At 60.5% G+C, this 17,217-nt stretch carries 12 protein-coding genes and 4 tRNA genes; 3 read left to right on the forward strand and 13 right to left on the reverse strand.

The window, feature by feature from the left end:
- Positions 1-180: 180 nt before the first annotated feature.
- The 6 genes from OQ460_RS15805 to uvrB form a co-directional block, all read right to left on the reverse strand.
- A tRNA-Glu gene (locus OQ460_RS15805) sits at positions 181-256 on the reverse strand.
- Positions 257-346: 90 nt separating this feature from the next.
- Positions 347-422: transfer RNA gene (locus OQ460_RS15810), tRNA-Ala, on the reverse strand.
- 50 nt (positions 423-472) lie between these two features.
- Positions 473-548, reverse strand: a tRNA-Glu gene (locus OQ460_RS15815).
- Positions 549-636: 88 nt separating this feature from the next.
- Positions 637-712, reverse strand: a tRNA-Ala gene (locus OQ460_RS15820).
- Positions 713-859: 147 nt separating this feature from the next.
- The gene (gene gltX / locus OQ460_RS15825; protein ID WP_410018361.1) at positions 860-2,341 is read right to left on the reverse strand and encodes a glutamate--tRNA ligase; all 1,482 of its coding nucleotides are present in this window, start codon (positions 2,339-2,341) and stop codon (positions 860-862) included.
- Positions 2,342-2,487: 146 nt separating this feature from the next.
- Complete coding sequence (uvrB, locus tag OQ460_RS15830) at positions 2,488-4,503, reverse strand: excinuclease ABC subunit UvrB (RefSeq protein WP_410018362.1); 2,016 nt, start codon at positions 4,501-4,503, stop codon at positions 2,488-2,490.
- 348 nt (positions 4,504-4,851) lie between these two features.
- Here uvrB and OQ460_RS15835 point away from each other — a divergent pair, with 348 nt between their 5' ends.
- Entirely contained in the window at positions 4,852-6,048 is a 1,197-nt protein-coding gene (locus OQ460_RS15835; RefSeq protein ID WP_410018363.1) for an amino acid aminotransferase, read from the forward strand.
- 126 nt (positions 6,049-6,174) lie between these two features.
- On the forward strand, positions 6,175-6,384 hold the full coding sequence (locus OQ460_RS15840; RefSeq protein WP_410018364.1) for a hypothetical protein: 210 nt from the start codon (positions 6,175-6,177) through the stop codon (positions 6,382-6,384).
- Here OQ460_RS15840 and ptrR read toward each other — a convergent pair.
- A complete protein-coding gene (gene ptrR, locus OQ460_RS15845) occupies positions 6,347-7,264 on the reverse strand; it encodes a putrescine utilization regulator PtrR (RefSeq protein WP_410018365.1) in 918 nt (305 codons plus the stop codon). The genes OQ460_RS15840 and ptrR overlap by 38 nt on opposite strands.
- Positions 7,265-7,367: 103 nt before the next feature.
- Between ptrR and OQ460_RS15850 the strand changes: the two genes are divergently transcribed.
- Positions 7,368-8,759, forward strand: coding sequence for an aldehyde dehydrogenase family protein (locus tag OQ460_RS15850; RefSeq protein WP_410018366.1), 1,392 nt, complete (start codon positions 7,368-7,370; stop codon positions 8,757-8,759).
- A gap of 44 nt (positions 8,760-8,803) precedes the next feature.
- Here OQ460_RS15850 and OQ460_RS15855 read toward each other — a convergent pair whose 3' ends face one another.
- The 6 genes from OQ460_RS15855 to glcD all read right to left on the reverse strand — a co-directional run bounded on the left by OQ460_RS15855 (position 8,804) and on the right by glcD (position 17,019).
- Complete coding sequence (locus OQ460_RS15855; protein ID WP_410018367.1) at positions 8,804-10,504, reverse strand: L-lactate permease; 1,701 nt, start codon at positions 10,502-10,504, stop codon at positions 8,804-8,806.
- Positions 10,505-10,557: 53 nt separating this feature from the next.
- Positions 10,558-12,741, reverse strand: a complete 2,184-nt coding sequence (locus tag OQ460_RS15860) for a malate synthase G (protein WP_410018368.1) — start codon at positions 12,739-12,741, stop codon at positions 10,558-10,560.
- Between the two features lie 67 nt (positions 12,742-12,808).
- Complete coding sequence (locus tag OQ460_RS15865; protein ID WP_410018369.1) at positions 12,809-13,222, reverse strand: heme-binding protein; 414 nt, start codon at positions 13,220-13,222, stop codon at positions 12,809-12,811.
- 13 nt (positions 13,223-13,235) lie between these two features.
- Positions 13,236-14,453: a glycolate oxidase subunit GlcF gene (glcF, locus tag OQ460_RS15870; protein WP_410018370.1), complete on the reverse strand. Its 1,218-nt coding sequence runs from the start codon at positions 14,451-14,453 to the stop codon at positions 13,236-13,238.
- A gap of 2 nt (positions 14,454-14,455) precedes the next feature.
- Positions 14,456-15,514: a glycolate oxidase subunit GlcE gene (gene glcE, locus OQ460_RS15875; protein ID WP_410022027.1), complete on the reverse strand. Its 1,059-nt coding sequence runs from the start codon at positions 15,512-15,514 to the stop codon at positions 14,456-14,458.
- Between the two features lie 5 nt (positions 15,515-15,519).
- Positions 15,520-17,019, reverse strand: coding sequence for a glycolate oxidase subunit GlcD (gene glcD, locus OQ460_RS15880; protein WP_410018371.1), 1,500 nt, complete (start codon positions 17,017-17,019; stop codon positions 15,520-15,522).
- Positions 17,020-17,217 lie beyond the last annotated feature (198 nt).

Consider the following 17,217-nt stretch of genomic DNA (forward strand, 5'->3'; position numbering starts at 1 on the left):
CGGCCTCCAAATATTACGAATAAAATATTATACTCATAATACTTTTTAGCAAGCGGTGAATTCGACCGTTGGTCAGAAGAGACTTTATGGAGAAGGAGGGAGAAAACCCAAACGCTAGACAAACAAAAGGGCCATTCAATAATTGAATGACCCTTAAAAATCCCGCAGAGCGGGTAATCGTGGCGTCCCCTAGGGGACTCGAACCCCTGTTACCGCCGTGAAAGGGCGGTGTCCTAGGCCACTAGACGAAGGGGACACAAACCTTCTGTACACCGTGATCAGGCTGACCTTGAAACTTGACCTGATCAGTTCAAGGCCGGTGTGGCCAGACCTTGAACGTGTAAATTGGTGGAGCTAAACGGGATCGAACCGTTGACCTCTTGCATGCCATGCAAGCGCTCTCCCAGCTGAGCTATAGCCCCGGATTTTTCGCCTCGCGGCGCAGCAGACCTTGCGAACTGCTTGTTGAAACTGGCGTCCCCTAGGGGACTCGAACCCCTGTTACCGCCGTGAAAGGGCGGTGTCCTAGGCCACTAGACGAAGGGGACAAAACCTTCTGTACAACACGATCAAGCTGTTTCTGAGTCAGTCTTGATCGATTCAAGGACGGTGTGGCCAGACCTTGAACCTATAAATTGGTGGAGCTAAACGGGATCGAACCGTTGACCTCTTGCATGCCATGCAAGCGCTCTCCCAGCTGAGCTATAGCCCCTCGTCGGTGAGGACGGGGCGAATCTTAATGGCGGTTTGGAAACGTGTCAAATTTATTTTCAACATTTTCCAAAGTTTTTTGCCGGGATAACAATCACTTACCGACGAAACCCCGGAAAACCTGGGTTTCGTCGTTACAACAGGCAGCTTAAGCGATGGCGCCCAGCAGCTTTTCCCATTCCTTGTTTTCTTTCTTCGACACACCGCCAAGCAAATCAAGGGCTTGGCGAAGGCGGAAACGCGTCAGGTCCGGACCCAGGATTTCCATCGCATCCAGTACCGAGACCGAACTGGCTTGCCCGGTAATGGCGGCAAACATCAGCGGCATGGCGTCGCGCAGCTTCAGTTCCAGGGATTCGACGACGGCCTGGATCGTCGCGGTGATCGCATCTTTCTCCCACTGGCGCAGGCTTTCCAGCTTCCACAGGATCAACTGCATCAACTGGCGAACCTGGTCGCCCGAAAGCTTCTTGGACTCGAACAGCTTGGCATCCGGGCTCACGCCGCCAGCGAAGAAGAAACTGGCCAACGGTGCGACCTGGCTGAACGTTTCCACCCTGCCCTGCACCAGCGGAGCAATCTTCATCATGTATTCAGGGTTCAACGCCCACTGCTGCACGCGGCTGGCAAACTCTTGCACCGGCAGGTCACGCAGCCACTGGCCGTTGAGCCAGGACAGCTTCTCGATGTCAAAGATCGGCCCACCGAGGGAAACACGGGACAGGTCGAAGTTGTCGACCATTTCCTGCAGCGAGAATTTCTCGCGTTCATCGGGCATCGACCAACCCATGCGGCCCAGGTAATTGAGCATCGCTTCAGGCATAAAGCCCATGCGCTCGTAGAACGTCACCGAGGTCGGATTCTTGCGCTTGGACAGCTTGCTCTTGTCCGGGTTACGCAGCAGCGGCATGTAGCACAACTGCGGCTGCTCCCAGCCGAAATACTCGTACAACAGGATCAGTTTCGGCGCCGATGGCAGCCACTCTTCGCCGCGCAGCACGTGGGTGATGCCCATCAGGTGGTCATCGACCACGTTGGCCAGGAAGTAGGTCGGCAAGCCGTCGGTCTTCATCAGCACTTGCATGTCCATGCGATCCCACGGGATCTCGACATCGCCGCGCAGCATGTCCGGCACCACACACACGCCTTCGCTCGGCACTTTCATGCGGATGACGTGAGGTTCGCCAGCTGCCAGCCGCTGGGCAACTTCTTCCTTGGACAACAACAGCGCACGACCATCGTAGCGCGGGGTTTCACCCCGGGCCTGTTGTTCGGCACGCATCTGGTCCAGCTCTTCGGCGGTGCAGAAGCACGGGAAGGCATGGCCCATATCGACCAGTTGCTGGGTGTACTTTTTGTAGATCTCGCTGCGCTCACTCTGCCGGTACGGGCCGTGAGGGCCGCCGACATCCGGGCCTTCGGCCCAGGTGATACCCAGCCAGCGCAGGGCATCGAAAATCTGCTGCTCGGACTCGCGGGTCGAGCGCAGTTGGTCAGTGTCTTCGATCCGCAGGATGAATTCACCGCCATGCTGCTTGGCAAAGCAGTAGTTGAACAAGGCGATGTAGGCAGTGCCGACGTGGGGATCCCCAGTGGGCGATGGCGCGATGCGCGTGCGGACGGTGGTCATGGCGGGTCTCGAATGGGCAATGAAGCTGAAAATTGAAGCAAGGGGCGAATGGTAACAGCCCCGAGTGGTTGGGCTCCAGCGTGGCTGATTCTGCTGGACCTGCGGCGTGGCCTTCGCGAGCAAGGCCGCGCCGCAGGAGCTGCAAATCAAACGGCCAGCAACCGCTCGCGCAACTTGCCAATCTCATCGCGCATCTGCGCCGCCGCTTCAAACTCCAGGTCTCGCGCCAACTGGTACATCTTCTCTTCCAACTGACGGATACGCTTGGTGATTTCACTAGGCGAGCGCAGTTCGTTTTCGTACTTGGCGCTTTCTTCGGCGGCCTTGGCCATGCCCTTGCGCTTCTTGCTGCGCGAACCCGGCACGGTGGCGCCTTCCATAATGTCCGCGACGTCCTTGAACACACCCTTGGGCGTGATGCCATTGGCCAGGTTGAATGCAATCTGCTTATCGCGACGGCGCTCGGTTTCGCCAATGGCCCGCTCCATGGAACCGGTGATCCGGTCCGCATACAGGATCGCCCGACCATTGAGGTTACGCGCGGCGCGGCCAATGGTCTGGATCAGTGAGCGCTCGGAACGCAGGAAGCCTTCCTTGTCGGCATCCAGAATCGCCACCAAGGACACTTCCGGCATATCCAGGCCTTCGCGCAGCAGGTTGATGCCCACCAGCACATCGAATGTACCCAGGCGCAGATCGCGGATGATCTCTACCCGCTCCACAGTGTCGATATCCGAGTGCAAATAGCGCACCCGTACACCGTGGTCGGCCAAGTAGTCGGTCAAGTCCTCGGACATACGCTTGGTCAGCGTAGTCACCAGGACTCGCTCTTCCAGTGCCACACGCTTGGTGATTTCCGAAAGCAGGTCGTCGACCTGGGTCAAGGCAGGGCGGATTTCGATCTGCGGGTCGACCAGGCCAGTAGGCCGCACCAACTGTTCAATCACCCGGCCCGCATGTTCAGCCTCATAGTTGCCAGGAGTGGCCGAGACAAAGATCGTCTGCGGGCTGATGCTTTCCCATTCGTCGAAACGCATCGGCCGGTTGTCCAGGGCTGAAGGCAGGCGGAAACCGTATTCCACCAGGGTTTCCTTGCGCGAGCGGTCGCCCTTATACATGGCGCCGACCTGCGGCACGCTGACATGGGACTCATCGATCACCAGCAACGCATCCGCCGGCAGGTAATCATAGAGCGTAGGGGGTGGCGCACCGGACTCGCGGCCGGACAGGTAGCGCGAATAGTTTTCGATGCCGTTGCAGTAACCCAATTCCAGAATCATCTCCAGGTCAAACCGGGTGCGCTGCTCCAGCCGCTGGGCCTCCACCAGCTTGTTGTTGGAGCGCAGATATTCCAGGCGCTCGGCCAGCTCGGCCTTGATCCCTTCCATGGCATCCAACAGCGTTTCACGCGGGGTTACATAGTGGCTTTTGGGGTAGAAGGTGAAGCGCGGCAGTTTGCGGATCACTTCGCCGGTCAGCGGATCGAAGGCAGACAGGCTTTCGACCTCATCATCGAACAGTTCGATGCGGATCGCTTCCAGGTCCGATTCCGCCGGGTAAATGTCGATCACATCGCCACGCACACGGAACGTCGCCCGCGCAAAGTCCATGTCGTTGCGGGTGTATTGCAAATCCGCCAGGCGGCGCAGCAAGGCGCGCTGGTCGAGCTTGTCGCCCCGATCGACGTGCAACACCATTTTCAGATAGGTTTCCGGGCTGCCCAGGCCGTAGATGCACGACACGGTGGTAACGATGATCGCGTCCTTGCGTTCGAGCAGGGCTTTGGTCGCCGACAAGCGCATCTGTTCGATATGGTCGTTGATCGAGGCGTCTTTCTCGATAAAGGTATCGGAAGACGGAACATAGGCTTCCGGCTGGTAGTAGTCGTAGTAGGAAACGAAGTACTCCACCGCGTTGTTCGGGAAGAACGCCTTGAACTCACCGTACAGCTGCGCAGCCAGGGTCTTGTTCGGTGCCAGCACCAGCGTCGGGCGCTGGACCTGGGCGATAACGTTGGCAATGCTGAATGTCTTGCCCGAACCGGTCACTCCAAGCAAGGTCTGGTGGGCCAGGCCGGCTTCGATACCTTCGACCATCAGGCGAATGGCTTCCGGTTGATCGCCGGCGGGCTCGAAGCGGGTGACGAGCTGGAATTGCGACATAACGTACCTCTGAAGCCACCCCGGCACGATGCAGCCGGCAGGGACGGAAAAGACAACATGCGACGAAGGCTCAAGGAGCGCTCGTTGCAGGAAAAAACCATGATAGCTGTAGAAGTGGAGGCGAACATGCGTGGTTTCAAGGCAATCGTCCCGCACGCCAGCCATCATTGATGTTGCAATAAGACTAACGGTCGAGAAATAAACCAAAAAACTTGGCCAAAAAGCCGTTTCGGCTGTCGCAGCGAGCAGTGATGGCCTCTATACTAGCTCCCCGTTTGTGCATCGCTCTAGTGCATTCGGCTGGAGCGCGACACGACCCTCCTTTCCCCACTCAGAGCCGCCGCAAAAATGAGCCTGTTCTCCGCTGTCGAAATGGCACCACGCGATCCTATCCTGGGCCTCAACGAAGCATTCAACGCCGATACCCGAACCACCAAGGTCAACCTTGGCGTGGGCGTTTACTGCAATGAGGAGGGGAAGATTCCACTCTTGCGTGCCGTTGCCGAAGCGGAAGCCATTCGCGTGGCGCAACACGCCGCCCGTGGCTACCTACCGATCGACGGTATCGCCGCCTACGACCAGGCCGTACAGAAGCTGTTGTTCGGCAACGATTCGCCGCTGCTCACTGCCGGTCGCGTTATCACCGCCCAAGCAGTGGGCGGCACCGGGGCGCTGAAAATCGGTGCTGACTTCCTCAAGCAGCTGCTGCCCGACGCCGTCGTGGCCATCAGCGACCCAAGCTGGGAAAACCACCGCGCGCTGTTTGAAACCGCCGGTTTTCCGGTGCAGAACTACCGCTACTACGACGCCGCTACTCACGATGTAAACCGCGCTGGCCTGCTCGAAGACCTCAACGCCCTGCCGCCGCAGTCCATTGTTGTGCTCCACGCCTGCTGCCACAACCCGACCGGCGTCGACCTGAGCCCGGCGGACTGGAAAGACGTACTGGCAGTGGTCAAGGCGAAGAACCACGTGCCGTTCCTCGACATGGCCTACCAAGGCTTCGGCGCCGGCATCGACGAAGACGCCGCCGCTGTGCGCCTGTTCGCCGAGTCGGGCCTGACCTTCTTTGTGTCCAGCTCGTTTTCCAAGTCGTTTTCGTTGTATGGCGAACGCGTAGGTGCGCTGTCCATCGTCAGCGAGTCCAAAGAAGAAAGCGCGCGCATCCTGTCCCAGGTCAAGCGCGTGATCCGCACCAACTACTCCAACCCACCGACCCACGGCGCGGCGATTGTGGCTGCAGTGCTCAACAGCCCGGAACTGCGCGCCCAATGGGAAGCGGAACTGGCCGAAATGCGCCTGCGCATTCGCGGTATGCGCGAGCAAATGGTCGCTGACCTGGCCAAGGCCGCTCCCGACCACGACTTCAGCTTCGTCGGTCAACAGAACGGGATGTTCTCCTACTCTGGCCTGACAGTTGAACAAGTTACCCGCCTGCGTACCGAGTTCGGTATCTACGCGCTGGACACCGGCCGTATCTGCGTAGCAGCGTTGAACCAGGCGAACATTGGTGCGGTGACCAAGGCCATCGTCCAGGTCCTGTAAACCTGCTGGTGATGTCATAAAGGGGAGGCCACTGGCTTCCCCTTTTTAGTGCCTGCAGAAAACTCCCTGCTTCCAGCACACAGCCCCTAGACTGATGATACAACCGCCCCTTGCGATGAGATTCCCATGAGAAACGACGACCTGAACCTGCGTGCCGACCGCGACGAACTGGAGCACTTCAGCCCCCGCACACCACAAGCCAAGCGCCAGAAAAACCTGGTAGTGCAAGTAGCACTCGGCGTATTCCTCGGCGGGTTGGCGCTGTGGCTGGTGCAATTGGGCGCAACCGCGCTGATGGCTAGACTGGCAATGAGCACCCTGCAGTTTGGTGGATAGGCACACGCTCGCGCCTACAAAGCCCCTGCTCCTCCAGAAGCCGTACAAAGCTGTTCAGGCTCTGCGACACCGTCCCCCGACGCCAGATCAGCCAGGTATGCAAAACCCGGAACGCGTCCGTCAGTGGCCACACACTCACCGTGGTAAACCCCGGCATGCTTTCCAACATGCTGCGCGGTATGAGCGCCAGGCCTGCCCCGGCGCTGACGCACGCGAGCATGCCGTGGTACGACTCCATTTCGTAGATCTTGCCGGGCACGGCTGCGTCCTGGGAGAACCAGCGCTCAAAGTGATGCCGGTACGAGCAGTTGGAGCGAAATGTATAGATGCTCTCCCCGCTTACATCCCGCCCCCGCGTGATCGGTGGGTGATGCAGCGGCGCAATCACGACCATTTCCTCTTCAAACACCGCCACGCCCTCCAGGATCGGATGCAATACCGGTCCATCGACAAACGCCGCCACCAGCCGGCCTGACAATACCCCTTCAATCATCGTCCCCGAGGGGCCGGTGCTCAGGTCCAATTCGACCTTGGCGTGTTTCTGGTTATAGGCCGCGAGCAACGCCGGGATACGTACTGCGGCGGTGCTCTCCAGCGAACCCAGGGCAAATGGCCCCTGGGGTTCATCCCCTGCCACCGTCGCCCGAGCCTCTTGCACCAGGTCGAGAATACGCCGTGCATAGCCAAGAAAATTCCATCCGGCGGGTGACAGGCGCAGGCGGCTTTTCTCACGGATAAACAACTCAACGCCCAGATCCTGCTCCAGTTGCTTGATTCGGGTGGTCAAGTTCGACGGCACGCGATGAATCAACTGTGCGGCGGCGCTGATGCTGCCCTGCTCGGCAACGGCCTTGAAAATTTCCAGCTGCACCAGATCCAAGTCATTCTCCAATTGTGAATGTATTGCTTAATATTATTCAGTTTCTAGAAAACATACAGCCCCGTACGCTGATGCCATTCCATTCATTCAGTCGGACGGTGCCATGCAAACTATTTCCCACCAGAGCCACGCGTTGTCGATCAACCCCGCCACCGGCGAAACAGTCGGCAGCTACCCGTATGAAACCGAATCGCAATTGGACGCCGCCCTCACCCGCGCCACCCATGCATTCGGCACCTGGCGCCGTACGTCGGTGGACAAACGCGCCGAGTTGATGCGGGCACTGGCCACCACCCTGCGCGACCAGGCACACGTGATGGCGCAGATGATTACTCTGGAAATGGGCAAACCCATCACCCAAGCCCGTGGGGAGATCGAGAAATGCGCCCAACTGTGCGAGTGGTACGCCACTCACGGCCCGGCCATGCTCGCCCCGGAGCCGACTCTGGTGGATAACGGCCAGGCCCATATCGAATACCGCCCGCTGGGCCCGATCCTTGCCGTCATGCCATGGAATTTCCCGGTCTGGCAGGTGCTGCGTGGCGCCGTACCGACCCTGCTCAGTGGCAACACCTACGTACTTAAACACGCACCCAACGTAATGGGCAGCGCTTACCTGATTAAACAAGCCGTACAGCGCGCGGGCTTTGTCGACGGCCTGTTCGAGGTGATCAACGTCACACAGGACGGCGTGTCCAAAGCCATCGCCGACCCGCGTATCGCTGCCGTCACCCTCACCGGTAGCGTGCGCGCAGGTATCGCTATCGGCTCCCAGGCCGGCGCAGCGCTGAAAAAATGTGTCCTGGAGCTCGGTGGCTCCGATCCGTTTATCGTGCTCAACGACGCCAATCTCGACGAAGCTGTACAAGCCGCAGTCATCGGCCGCTTCCAGAACTGCGGCCAAGTCTGCGCCGCCGCCAAGCGCCTGATTATTGAAGAAGGCGTGGTGCAGGATTTCACAGCCCGATTCGTCGAAGCCAGCCGCCAACTGGTGATGGGCGACCCGACATCGGTCGATACCTACGTCGGCCCAATGGCACGCTTGGACCTGCGCAACGAACTGCACGGGCAAGTCCAGGCCACCCTCGAAGAAGGCGCCAGCCTGCTGCTGGGCGGTCACAAAGTCGAAGGCCCGGGCAACTATTACGCCCCCACCGTACTGGCTGACGTCACCCACCAGATGACTTCGTTCAAACAGGAACTGTTCGGCCCGGTGGCCTCCATCATCACCGCCCGTGACGCCGACCACGCCGTGGACTTGGCCAACGGCAGCGAATTCGGGCTGACGGCCAGCGTATTTACCGTCGACCTGGAAAAGGCATACAACATCGCTGACCAACTGGAAACCGGCGGGATCTTTATCAACGCCTACAGCGTTTCTGATCCTCGGGTAGCGTTTGGGGGCGTGAAGAAAAGTGGTTTTGGCCGAGAGTTGTCACACTTTGGTGTACGGGAATTCTGTAATGCTCAGACGGTGTGGCTCAATCGTCGCTGAGTACGCGGGCAGCCCGCCTGTAGACGGGCTGCCGGCAGGCTACATCAGGGTTTCACTTGCAGCGGATCGCTGATACCCAGGACATAAAAGCCAATCATGCCGATGATACCGGCCAGGGTGATGTAGTACAGGGTTGGCAGCAGGGTCTTGCGCAGGGTGATGCCTTCGCGCCCCAGCAAACCGACCGTCGCCGATGCCGCCACCACGTTGTGAATGGCGATCATGTTACCGGCCGCCGCTCCCACCGATTGCAACGCCACCATCAGCGCTCCAGAGAGTCCCAGCAGTTGTGCAGTATTGAACTGAAACTGCGCCAGCATCAGGTTGGACACCGTGTTGGAGCCGGCAATGAACGCACCCAGCGCGCCCACCGCCGGGGCAAAGATCGGGTAGACACTGCCGACACTGTCTGCGACCAGACGCGCCATGGCGACCGGCATCGACACCAGGTCCGACGCATTTACCCCGGAGTTAATCAGAATACGCACCATCGGTATGGTGAAGATCAGCACAAAGCCCGCGCCCAACAAGGTTTTGCTCGAATCGCCCAGGGCCGCCATCAACTCGCTTGCGCGCATGCGGTGCAGAAAAAAGGTCATCAGCGCAACCACACAAAGCAGGCCGCCCGGCAGGTAGAGCAATTCCAGGCTGGCAGAGACCCCCGCTTCGCCCAGAATGTCTTTCGCACCGAAGCTCAGCGACAGCAGCCAGGCCTTCAGCGGCGCAATGTTGCGCGACAGCACCAACAACAGCGCCAGCAACACATAGGGCGCCCATGCCATAGGCACGGAAATCGCTTTCTTGCCGGCCATATCATCGAGTTTCATCTCGATCTTGCCCATCCACTCGGCCGGCCACTCGCTGGCCGGGGCGAAATCCCAGGCTTTCCCTGGCAGCAGGAAGCCGGCCTTGGCCGCAGGGATCACAATGCCCAGGCCCACCAGCGCACCGATCATCGACGGAAATTCCGGCCCCAGGAATACCCCGGCTGCGGCGTAGGGAATGACAAAGGCGAGCCCGGTGAAGATCGCGAATGGCGCCATGACCAGGCCTTCGCGCCAGGATTGGTTCTTGCCGAAAAAGCGCGTCATGATGCAGACCATGATCAGCGGCATGAGAATCCCGCAGAGGGCATGGACGATTGCCACTCGCGAGAAGATCAGGTGAAAGAACACATCCCAGCTGCTTCCGACCGCGGCCAGTTGCGCGCCGATACCAGTCTGGTCGAGTCCGCCCGCGACGCCGACGACCATCGGTGCGCCGACCGCACCGAAAGAGACCGGCGTGGACTGCACCAGCATGCCGAGCACCACCGCTGCCATGGCAGGGAAGCCCAGGGCAACCATCAACGGCGCGACCACCGCCGCTGGCGTACCGAAGCCCGAGGCACCTTCGATGAAGCAGCCGAACAGCCAGGCCACGATCAGCGCCTGAACCCGACGGTCGGGGCTGATATTGGCAAAGCCGCGGCGAATAGAGCTGATACCACCGGAATGCTTGAGCGTGTTGAGCAGCAAGATGGCGCCGAACACAATCCACAGGATCGCCGCAGTGAGAATCAGGCCCTGCAGCGTAGAGGCCAAGACCCGATTGAACGTCATATCCCAGGCACCAAGGCCGATCAATGCCGTGAGCAGGAAGACCACCGGCATGGCGTATTTGGCTGGCCAGCGAAAGCCGATCAGTAACACGCCCGCCAAGACCAGCGGCACGAACGCGAGGATGGACAGTAGTGTTTGACTCATGGTTTTGGTTCCTTTTTATTGTTTTGTGAACCACAGTTGCCGGCTATCCGGCGTTACGCTCCGACCTGTTGCTTGAACCGCAGCCGCCAGGCATGCAACAGCGGCTCGGTATAGCCGCAGGGTTGCTCGCGGCCCTTGAACACCAAGTCGCAGGCGGCCTGGAACGCCATCGAGGCCGCATAATCGGGCGCCATCGGTCGGTACAGGGGATCACCCGCATTCTGTTGGTCGACCACCTTGGCCATACGTTCAAGAGTGGTGCGCACCAGAGCCTCGCTGACCACCTTGTGATGCAGCCAGTTAGCGATGTGCTGGCTGGAAATACGCAGGGTTGCGCGGTCTTCCATCAGGCCGACGTTGTGGATATCCGGCACCTTGGAGCAACCGACGCCCTGCTCGACCCAGCGCACTACATAGCCAAGGATGCCCTGGCAATTGTTGTCCAGTTCTTCCTGGATCTGGCCGGTGCTCCAATTCGGCTCGGCAGCCACCGGCACACTGAGCAGGCCATGGAGCAGTTCGTCCCGCTCACCGTTCAGGTCAATGGCTTCCAGCTCGCGCTGCACCGCCTGCACGTCCACCTGATGGTAGTGCAAGGCATGCAACGTGGCGGCGGTCGGCGACGGGACCCAGGCCGTGTTCGCGCCGGCCCTGGGTTGAGCGATCTTCTGCGCGAGCATGGCAGCCATCAGGTCCGGCATGGCCCACATGCCCTTGCCGATCTGTGCCCGTCCGCGCAAACCGCAGCTCAGGCCAACCAGCACATTGTTGCGCTCGTAGGCCTGGATCCAGGCACTGCTCTTCATGTCGCCCTTGCGCAACATGGCGCCGGCTTCCATGGCCGTGTGCATTTCATCACCGGTGCGATCGAGAAAACCGGTGTTGATAAAGGCCACCCGTGCACTTGCACTGGCAATACAGGCCTTGAGATTGATACTGGTACGCCGCTCTTCGTCCATGATGCCCATCTTCAGAGTGTGACGAGGCAACTGCAGTAGCGCTTCGATGCGATTGAACAACTGATCGGCAAAGGCTACTTCGGCCGGACCGTGCATCTTCGGCTTGACGATATAAATGCTGCCGGTACGCGAGTTACCGTGACGCTTGAGGTCATGCACCGCGATCAAGCTGGTCATCACTGCGTCGAGGATGCCTTCGGGGATCTCACGGCCTTCACTGTCAAGAATCGCCGGGTTACTCATCAAATGCCCGACGTTACGTACAAACAGCAGCGAGCGGCCGTGCAGTTTCAACTCGCCACCGTCGGCAGCGGTGTATTCACGGTCCGGGTTGAGACGGCGCACGATTCGTTTGCCGGCCTTTTCCAGGGTTTCGCTGAGGTCGCCTTTCATCAGGCCGAGCCAGTTTCGATAGATCAGCACCTTGTCGGCCGCATCGACCGCCGCGACAGAGTCTTCGCAATCAAGAATGGTCGACAGCGCAGACTCAACCAGCAAGTCCTTGACCCCTGCAGGATCGGTGGCACCCACCTGGCTGGCGGCGTCTATCTGGATTTCCACATGCAGGCCATTGTTTTTCAGCAACACGGCGGTCGGCGCATTGGCCACCCCCTGGTAACCGACAAACTTGTCGGCCTGGGCCAGGCCGCTACGGCTGCCGTTGGCCAGGGTCACCTGAAGTCGGCCTTCACTCACCTGGTAACCCACCGAGTCGGCATGCGAACCATCGGACAGCGGCGCAGCCTGATCGAGGAAGGTGCGAGCGAAGGCAATGACTTTGGCGCCACGCCGCGGGTTATAGCCCGGCCCCTTCTGTGCGTCACCGTCGTCACAGATGGCATCTGTGCCGTACAGCGCATCGTACAAGGAGCCCCAGCGCGCGTTGGCTGCGTTCAGTGCATAGCGTGCATTCATCACCGGTACCACCAGTTGTGGACCGGCCTGATCGGTGATCTCGCTGTCGACATTGGCGGTGCTGGCCCGCACGCTGTCGGGTTGCGGCAACAGGTAGCCGACGGATTCCAGGAAGTCGCGGTAGGCCGGCATGTCGCGGACCGGGCCGGGATGCTCGCGGTGCCAAGTATCCAGCTTTACCTGCAGCGCATCCCGCTCGGCCAGCAGCGAACGGTTGTGTGGCGCCAGGTCATGCACCAGGGCGTCGAAGCCGGCCCAGAACGCCTCACGCTGGATGCCGCTGCCGGGCAGCACTTCCTCGTCGACGAAACGTTGCAGGTTGGCGGCTACTTGCAGGCGATGGCAATTCACACGTTCAGTCATTTTCAGTCTCCAAAATACGCTCCATGCGCGGCGCCAGTCGGCACGCGCGAGTCACAGGGAGGCCGCCTCACGATTGGACGCCGCCCAGTGCGGCGACACCGGCCTTTGCCACTTGCGCGTCTTGCTCGGCCTTGACCCCGGAAACCCCCACGGCGCCAATCACCTGGCCGTCAACGATCACCGGCACGCCCCCTTCCAGCGAGGTCAGCAACGGCGCCGACAGAAATGCACTGCGCCCGCCATTGACCATGTCTTCGTAGCCTTTGGTTTCGCGCCTGCCGATGGCCGCGCTGCGCGCCTTTTCGCTGGCGATGTAGGCCGCGATCGAAGCGCAACCGTCGAGACGCTCCAGGGCCAGGGGATGGCCACCGTCGTCGACCACGCTGATGGTCACGGACCAATGGTTTTTCTCGGCTTCGTCGCGGGCGGCAGTGAGCATTTTGCTGACTTCGGCCTGACTCAATACGGCTTTGCTGAGCATGGTTTTCTCCGGGTTAGTTCAGGGCTTCTTCAACGAGTTCGATCCAGTGCCGCACGGGGGTGCGACCGGCGCCGTCGAGATGGGTCTGGCAGCCGATGTTGGCGGTGACAATCACCTGCGGTTTACCGCTTTCAAGGGCGTTGAGCTTGTTGTCGCGCAACTGCCTGGACAGCGCTGGCTGAGTCAACGAATAGGTCCCGGACGAACCACAACACAGGTGGCTGTCGGGCACGGCCGTCAGGCCAAAACCGAGGCGTGCGAGCACGCTTTCCACCGCGCCGCCAAGCTTTTGTGCATGCTGCAGGGTGCATGGGCAATGGAAAGCCAGGCGCTTGTCGGCGCGCACAGCGAGCTGCTCCAAGGGTTCGGCGCCGAACACCTCGACCAGATCCCTGGCCAGCGTACTGACGCGCCTGGCTTTCTCGGCATACGCCGGGTCTTGCGCCAACAGGTTCCCGTACTCCTTGACGAAGGCGCCGCAACCGCTGGCGGTTTGCACTATCGCCTCGGCGCCTTGCTCAATGGCGGGCCACCAGGCGTCGATATTCTGCCGCGCACGTTGCAGGCCTTGCTCCTGGGCGTTGAGGTGATAGTCCACCGCACCGCAACAACCGGCCTCATTGATCGGCGTGACGCTGATGCCGAGGCGATCGAGCACTCGCGCCGTGGCGGCATTGGTGTTGGGCGCCAGGCCGGGCTGCACGCAGCCCTCAAGCATCAACACGCGACGAGGATGACGTGGCTGTGGCCGTGGCTTGGAGGTAACCGGGGCGCGCGGTAACTTGGCCTTGAGACTGGCCGGCAACAGTGGGCGGAAAACCTGGCCCGCCAGGGTCAAGCCCTTGAACAAAGCAGCATTCGGCACTACCGCCCGCAGGCTTTCACGCAATACGCGTTGAGCCAGCGGGCGCGGTACGGCAGCATCGACCACGGCGCGGCCGATATCCAGCAGATTGTGATATTGCACGCCCGAGGGGCAGGTGGTTTCACAGTTGCGGCAGCTCAGGCAGCGATCCAGGTGCAGTTGGGTCTTGGCCGTGACTTCATTGCCCTCCAGCACTTGCTTGATCAGGTAGATACGCCCACGCGGGCCGTCCAGTTCGTCGCCAATAAGTTGGTAGGTCGGGCAAGTCGCGTTGCAGAAGCCGCAATGCACACAGCTGCGCAAAATGCGTTCGGCTTCCTCGGCGCGCGGTAGCTGTTTGGCCTGTTCACTCAGATTGGTCTGCACGGCTACACCTCACAATACATGCGACCAGGGTTGAAAACGCCCTGGGGGTCGAGCCGGGTTTTCAACTGCCGGTGATAACGCAGCAACGGCGCAGCCAGCGGATGGAATGGACTATCGCAATGGCCAGCCGTGAAGCAGGTAGCGTGGCCCCCGACTTCGGCGGCGATCTGGCGGATCAGTGCGGCATCGGCTTCGGATTTCAGCCAGCGCTGGGCGCCTCCCCAGTCGATCAATTGCTCACCGGGCAACGCCAGGACGCCGGTGTTGGTCGGCACTGACAATCGCCACAACGGCGGCGAGCCCGCAAAAAAATCCAGACGCTGCTCACGCAGGTCAGCCCAATATGTGTTCTCAAGCAGCTCGCCACCGAGGCGTTCGCGGGCGGCTGCCACCGAGCCCTCCCCGCCTTCCAGACGCACGTGCAAAGCCAGGCCGTCATGGCTGGCGGCACTCAACGGAATGGGCTGCTGGCCCCACTCGGCGAGTTTGCGCAGGGCCAGGGCGGTGTCCATCTCCAGGCGCAAGCTGAGGCATTGGCGCGGCTTGGGCAGTACTTTAAGCGACACCTCGGTGATGACTCCCAGGCAGCCAAGGCTGCCGGCCAACAGACGCGACAGGTCGTAGCCGGCAACGTTCTTCATCACCTCGCCACCAAAACGCAGATGCTTGCCCGTGCCGGTGATCAAGCGAGTGCCTAGGACCAGGTCGCGAACCGCGCCGGACCAGGGACGGCGCGGGCCCGAAAGACCTGCCGCGACCATTCCGCCAAGGGTCGCGGCGCCATCCAATAGCGCAGGTTCGCAGGTGAGCATCTGCCCTGCCGCGTCCAGCGCTGCGTCCAGCTCGGCCAGCGGCGTGCCGGCGCGGGCGGTAATGACCAGCTCGGTGGGGTCGTAGCTGACGATGCCACGATGGGCACGGGTGTCGAGCACTTCGCCCTCGACCTTGCGACCAAGAAACGCCTTGCTGTTGCCCCCCTGAATACGCAACGCACGTGAGCTGTTAAGGGCGTGATTGACTTGTTCCAGCAGCGCCGCACTGGCGTCGCAGTCATGCTGCATAACCATCAGAAACGCTCCAGTTCAGGAAAGGGCAACTGGCCGTGGTGCACGTGCATGGCGCCGAATTCGGCACAGCGGTGCAGGGTCGGAATGTTTTTGCCGGGGTTAAGCAACCCCTTCGGATCGAAGGCTGCTTTGACTGCGTGGAACAAGGTCAGCTCGTCGCTGTTGAACTGAGCACACATTTGATTGATCTTCTCGCGCCCCACGCCATGTTCGCCGGTGATGCTGCCGCCGACCTTGACGCACAGCTCGAGAATCTTGCCGCCCAAAGACTCGGCGCGCACAAGCTCGCCAGGCTGGTTGGCATCAAACAGGATCAGCGGGTGCATGTTGCCGTCACCGGCATGGAACACGTTGGCCACCCGCAGGCCGAATTCCTCTGACAGCTCTCGGATGCCCCTGAGCACGCCGGGCAATTCCCGTCGCGGGATGGTGCCGTCCATGCAGTAGTAATCCGGCGAAATACGCCCGACCGCAGGGAAGGCATTCTTGCGTCCGGCCCAGAACTTGACGCGTTCAACCTCATCGCGAGCCATGCGCACTTCGGTGGCGCCGGCGTTGTCCAGCACCGCGCGTACGCGCTCGCACTCGTCATGCACGTCCGCTTCCACACCGTCCAGTTCGCACAGCAGGATAGCCTCGGCGTCCACCGGATAGCCGGCGTGAATAAAATCTTCAGCGGCGCGAATGGCCAGGTTGTCCATCATCTCCAGGCCGCCGGGGATGATACCGGCCGCGATGATTTCACCCACCGCGCGCCCGGCTTTTTCCACTGAGTCAAAACTGGCCAGCAGCACCTTGGCCACCTGGGGCTTGGGCAGCAGCTTGACCGTGACTTCGGTGATGATCCCCAGCATGCCTTCGGAACCGGTGAACAAGGCAAGCAGGTCGAAGCCGGGTGAATCCAGGGCATCACTGCCCAGCGTCATGCGCTCTCCTTCGACGCTGAGAATGTCTACCTTGAACAGGTTGTGCACGGTCAGCCCATACTTAAGGCAGTGCACGCCCCCGGCATTCTCGGCGACGTTACCGCCGATCGAACAAGCGATCTGCGAGGATGGATCGGGTGCGTAATACAAGTCGTAAGGCGCCGCCGCCTGGGAGATGGCCATGTTGCGGACGCCTGGCTGGACGCGGGCAAAGCGCCCCTCTGGATTGACCTCAAGAATGTGCTTGAAGCGCGCCATAACCAGCAAGATGCCTTGGACCAACGGCAACGCGCCCCCTGACAACCCCGTTCCGGCCCCACGTGCTACTACCGGCACATTGCGCTGATGGCAGAGTCTGAGCAGCTGCTCGACCTGCTCGATGCGCTCAGGCAATACGACCAGCATCGGCGTGGTGGTGTAGGCCGAAAGCCCGTCGCACTCGTAGGGTTTGAGATCTTCCCGGGTATGCAGCACTTCCAGGTCCGGAAGCTGCTCGCGCAGTTCAGCCAGCAGGGCTGTCTTATCGACCTTGGGCAGCGCACCGTCGACACGCTCGTCGTACAGAATACTCATGGCAGGCTTTCTCGCTTGATGTTGTTTTGTGCAGTACCGGTAGCGAGCCGGTCCACTTGTTATGCGCTATGTGTAGAGCCTTGCCTATGCGCCGTCTATTCCCTTGCAAGCTGGTATGACCAGTTATTTCAAGGCAACGCCCCGCCAATCGCAGCCAAAGCCCCACAGGCAAAGGTATTGATAGCTATATTGGAAGGT

It is taken from the genome of Pseudomonas imrae (assembly GCF_046352735.2).
Lineage (GTDB): Bacteria > Pseudomonadota > Gammaproteobacteria > Pseudomonadales > Pseudomonadaceae > Aquipseudomonas > Aquipseudomonas imrae.

What these genes read in the sequence shown, in the direction of transcription:
- OQ460_RS15835 (WP_410018363.1), top strand. Translation starts at nt 4,852, where the DNA reads ATGAGCCTGTTCTCCGCTGTCGAAATGGCACCACGCGATCCTATCCTG.
- glcE (WP_410022027.1), bottom strand. Translation starts at nt 15,514, where the DNA reads ATGCAGCATGACTGCGACGCCAGTGCGGCGCTGCTGGAACAAGTCAAT.
- OQ460_RS15840 (WP_410018364.1), top strand. Translation starts at nt 6,175, where the DNA reads ATGAGAAACGACGACCTGAACCTGCGTGCCGACCGCGACGAACTGGAG.
- OQ460_RS15855 (WP_410018367.1), bottom strand. Translation starts at nt 10,504, where the DNA reads ATGAGTCAAACACTACTGTCCATCCTCGCGTTCGTGCCGCTGGTCTTG.
- OQ460_RS15865 (WP_410018369.1), bottom strand. Translation starts at nt 13,222, where the DNA reads ATGCTCAGCAAAGCCGTATTGAGTCAGGCCGAAGTCAGCAAAATGCTC.
- OQ460_RS15850 (WP_410018366.1), top strand. Translation starts at nt 7,368, where the DNA reads ATGCAAACTATTTCCCACCAGAGCCACGCGTTGTCGATCAACCCCGCC.
- uvrB (WP_410018362.1), bottom strand. Translation starts at nt 4,503, where the DNA reads ATGTCGCAATTCCAGCTCGTCACCCGCTTCGAGCCCGCCGGCGATCAA.
- glcD (WP_410018371.1), bottom strand. Translation starts at nt 17,019, where the DNA reads ATGAGTATTCTGTACGACGAGCGTGTCGACGGTGCGCTGCCCAAGGTC.
- OQ460_RS15860 (WP_410018368.1), bottom strand. Translation starts at nt 12,741, where the DNA reads ATGACTGAACGTGTGAATTGCCATCGCCTGCAAGTAGCCGCCAACCTG.
- gltX (WP_410018361.1), bottom strand. Translation starts at nt 2,341, where the DNA reads ATGACCACCGTCCGCACGCGCATCGCGCCATCGCCCACTGGGGATCCC.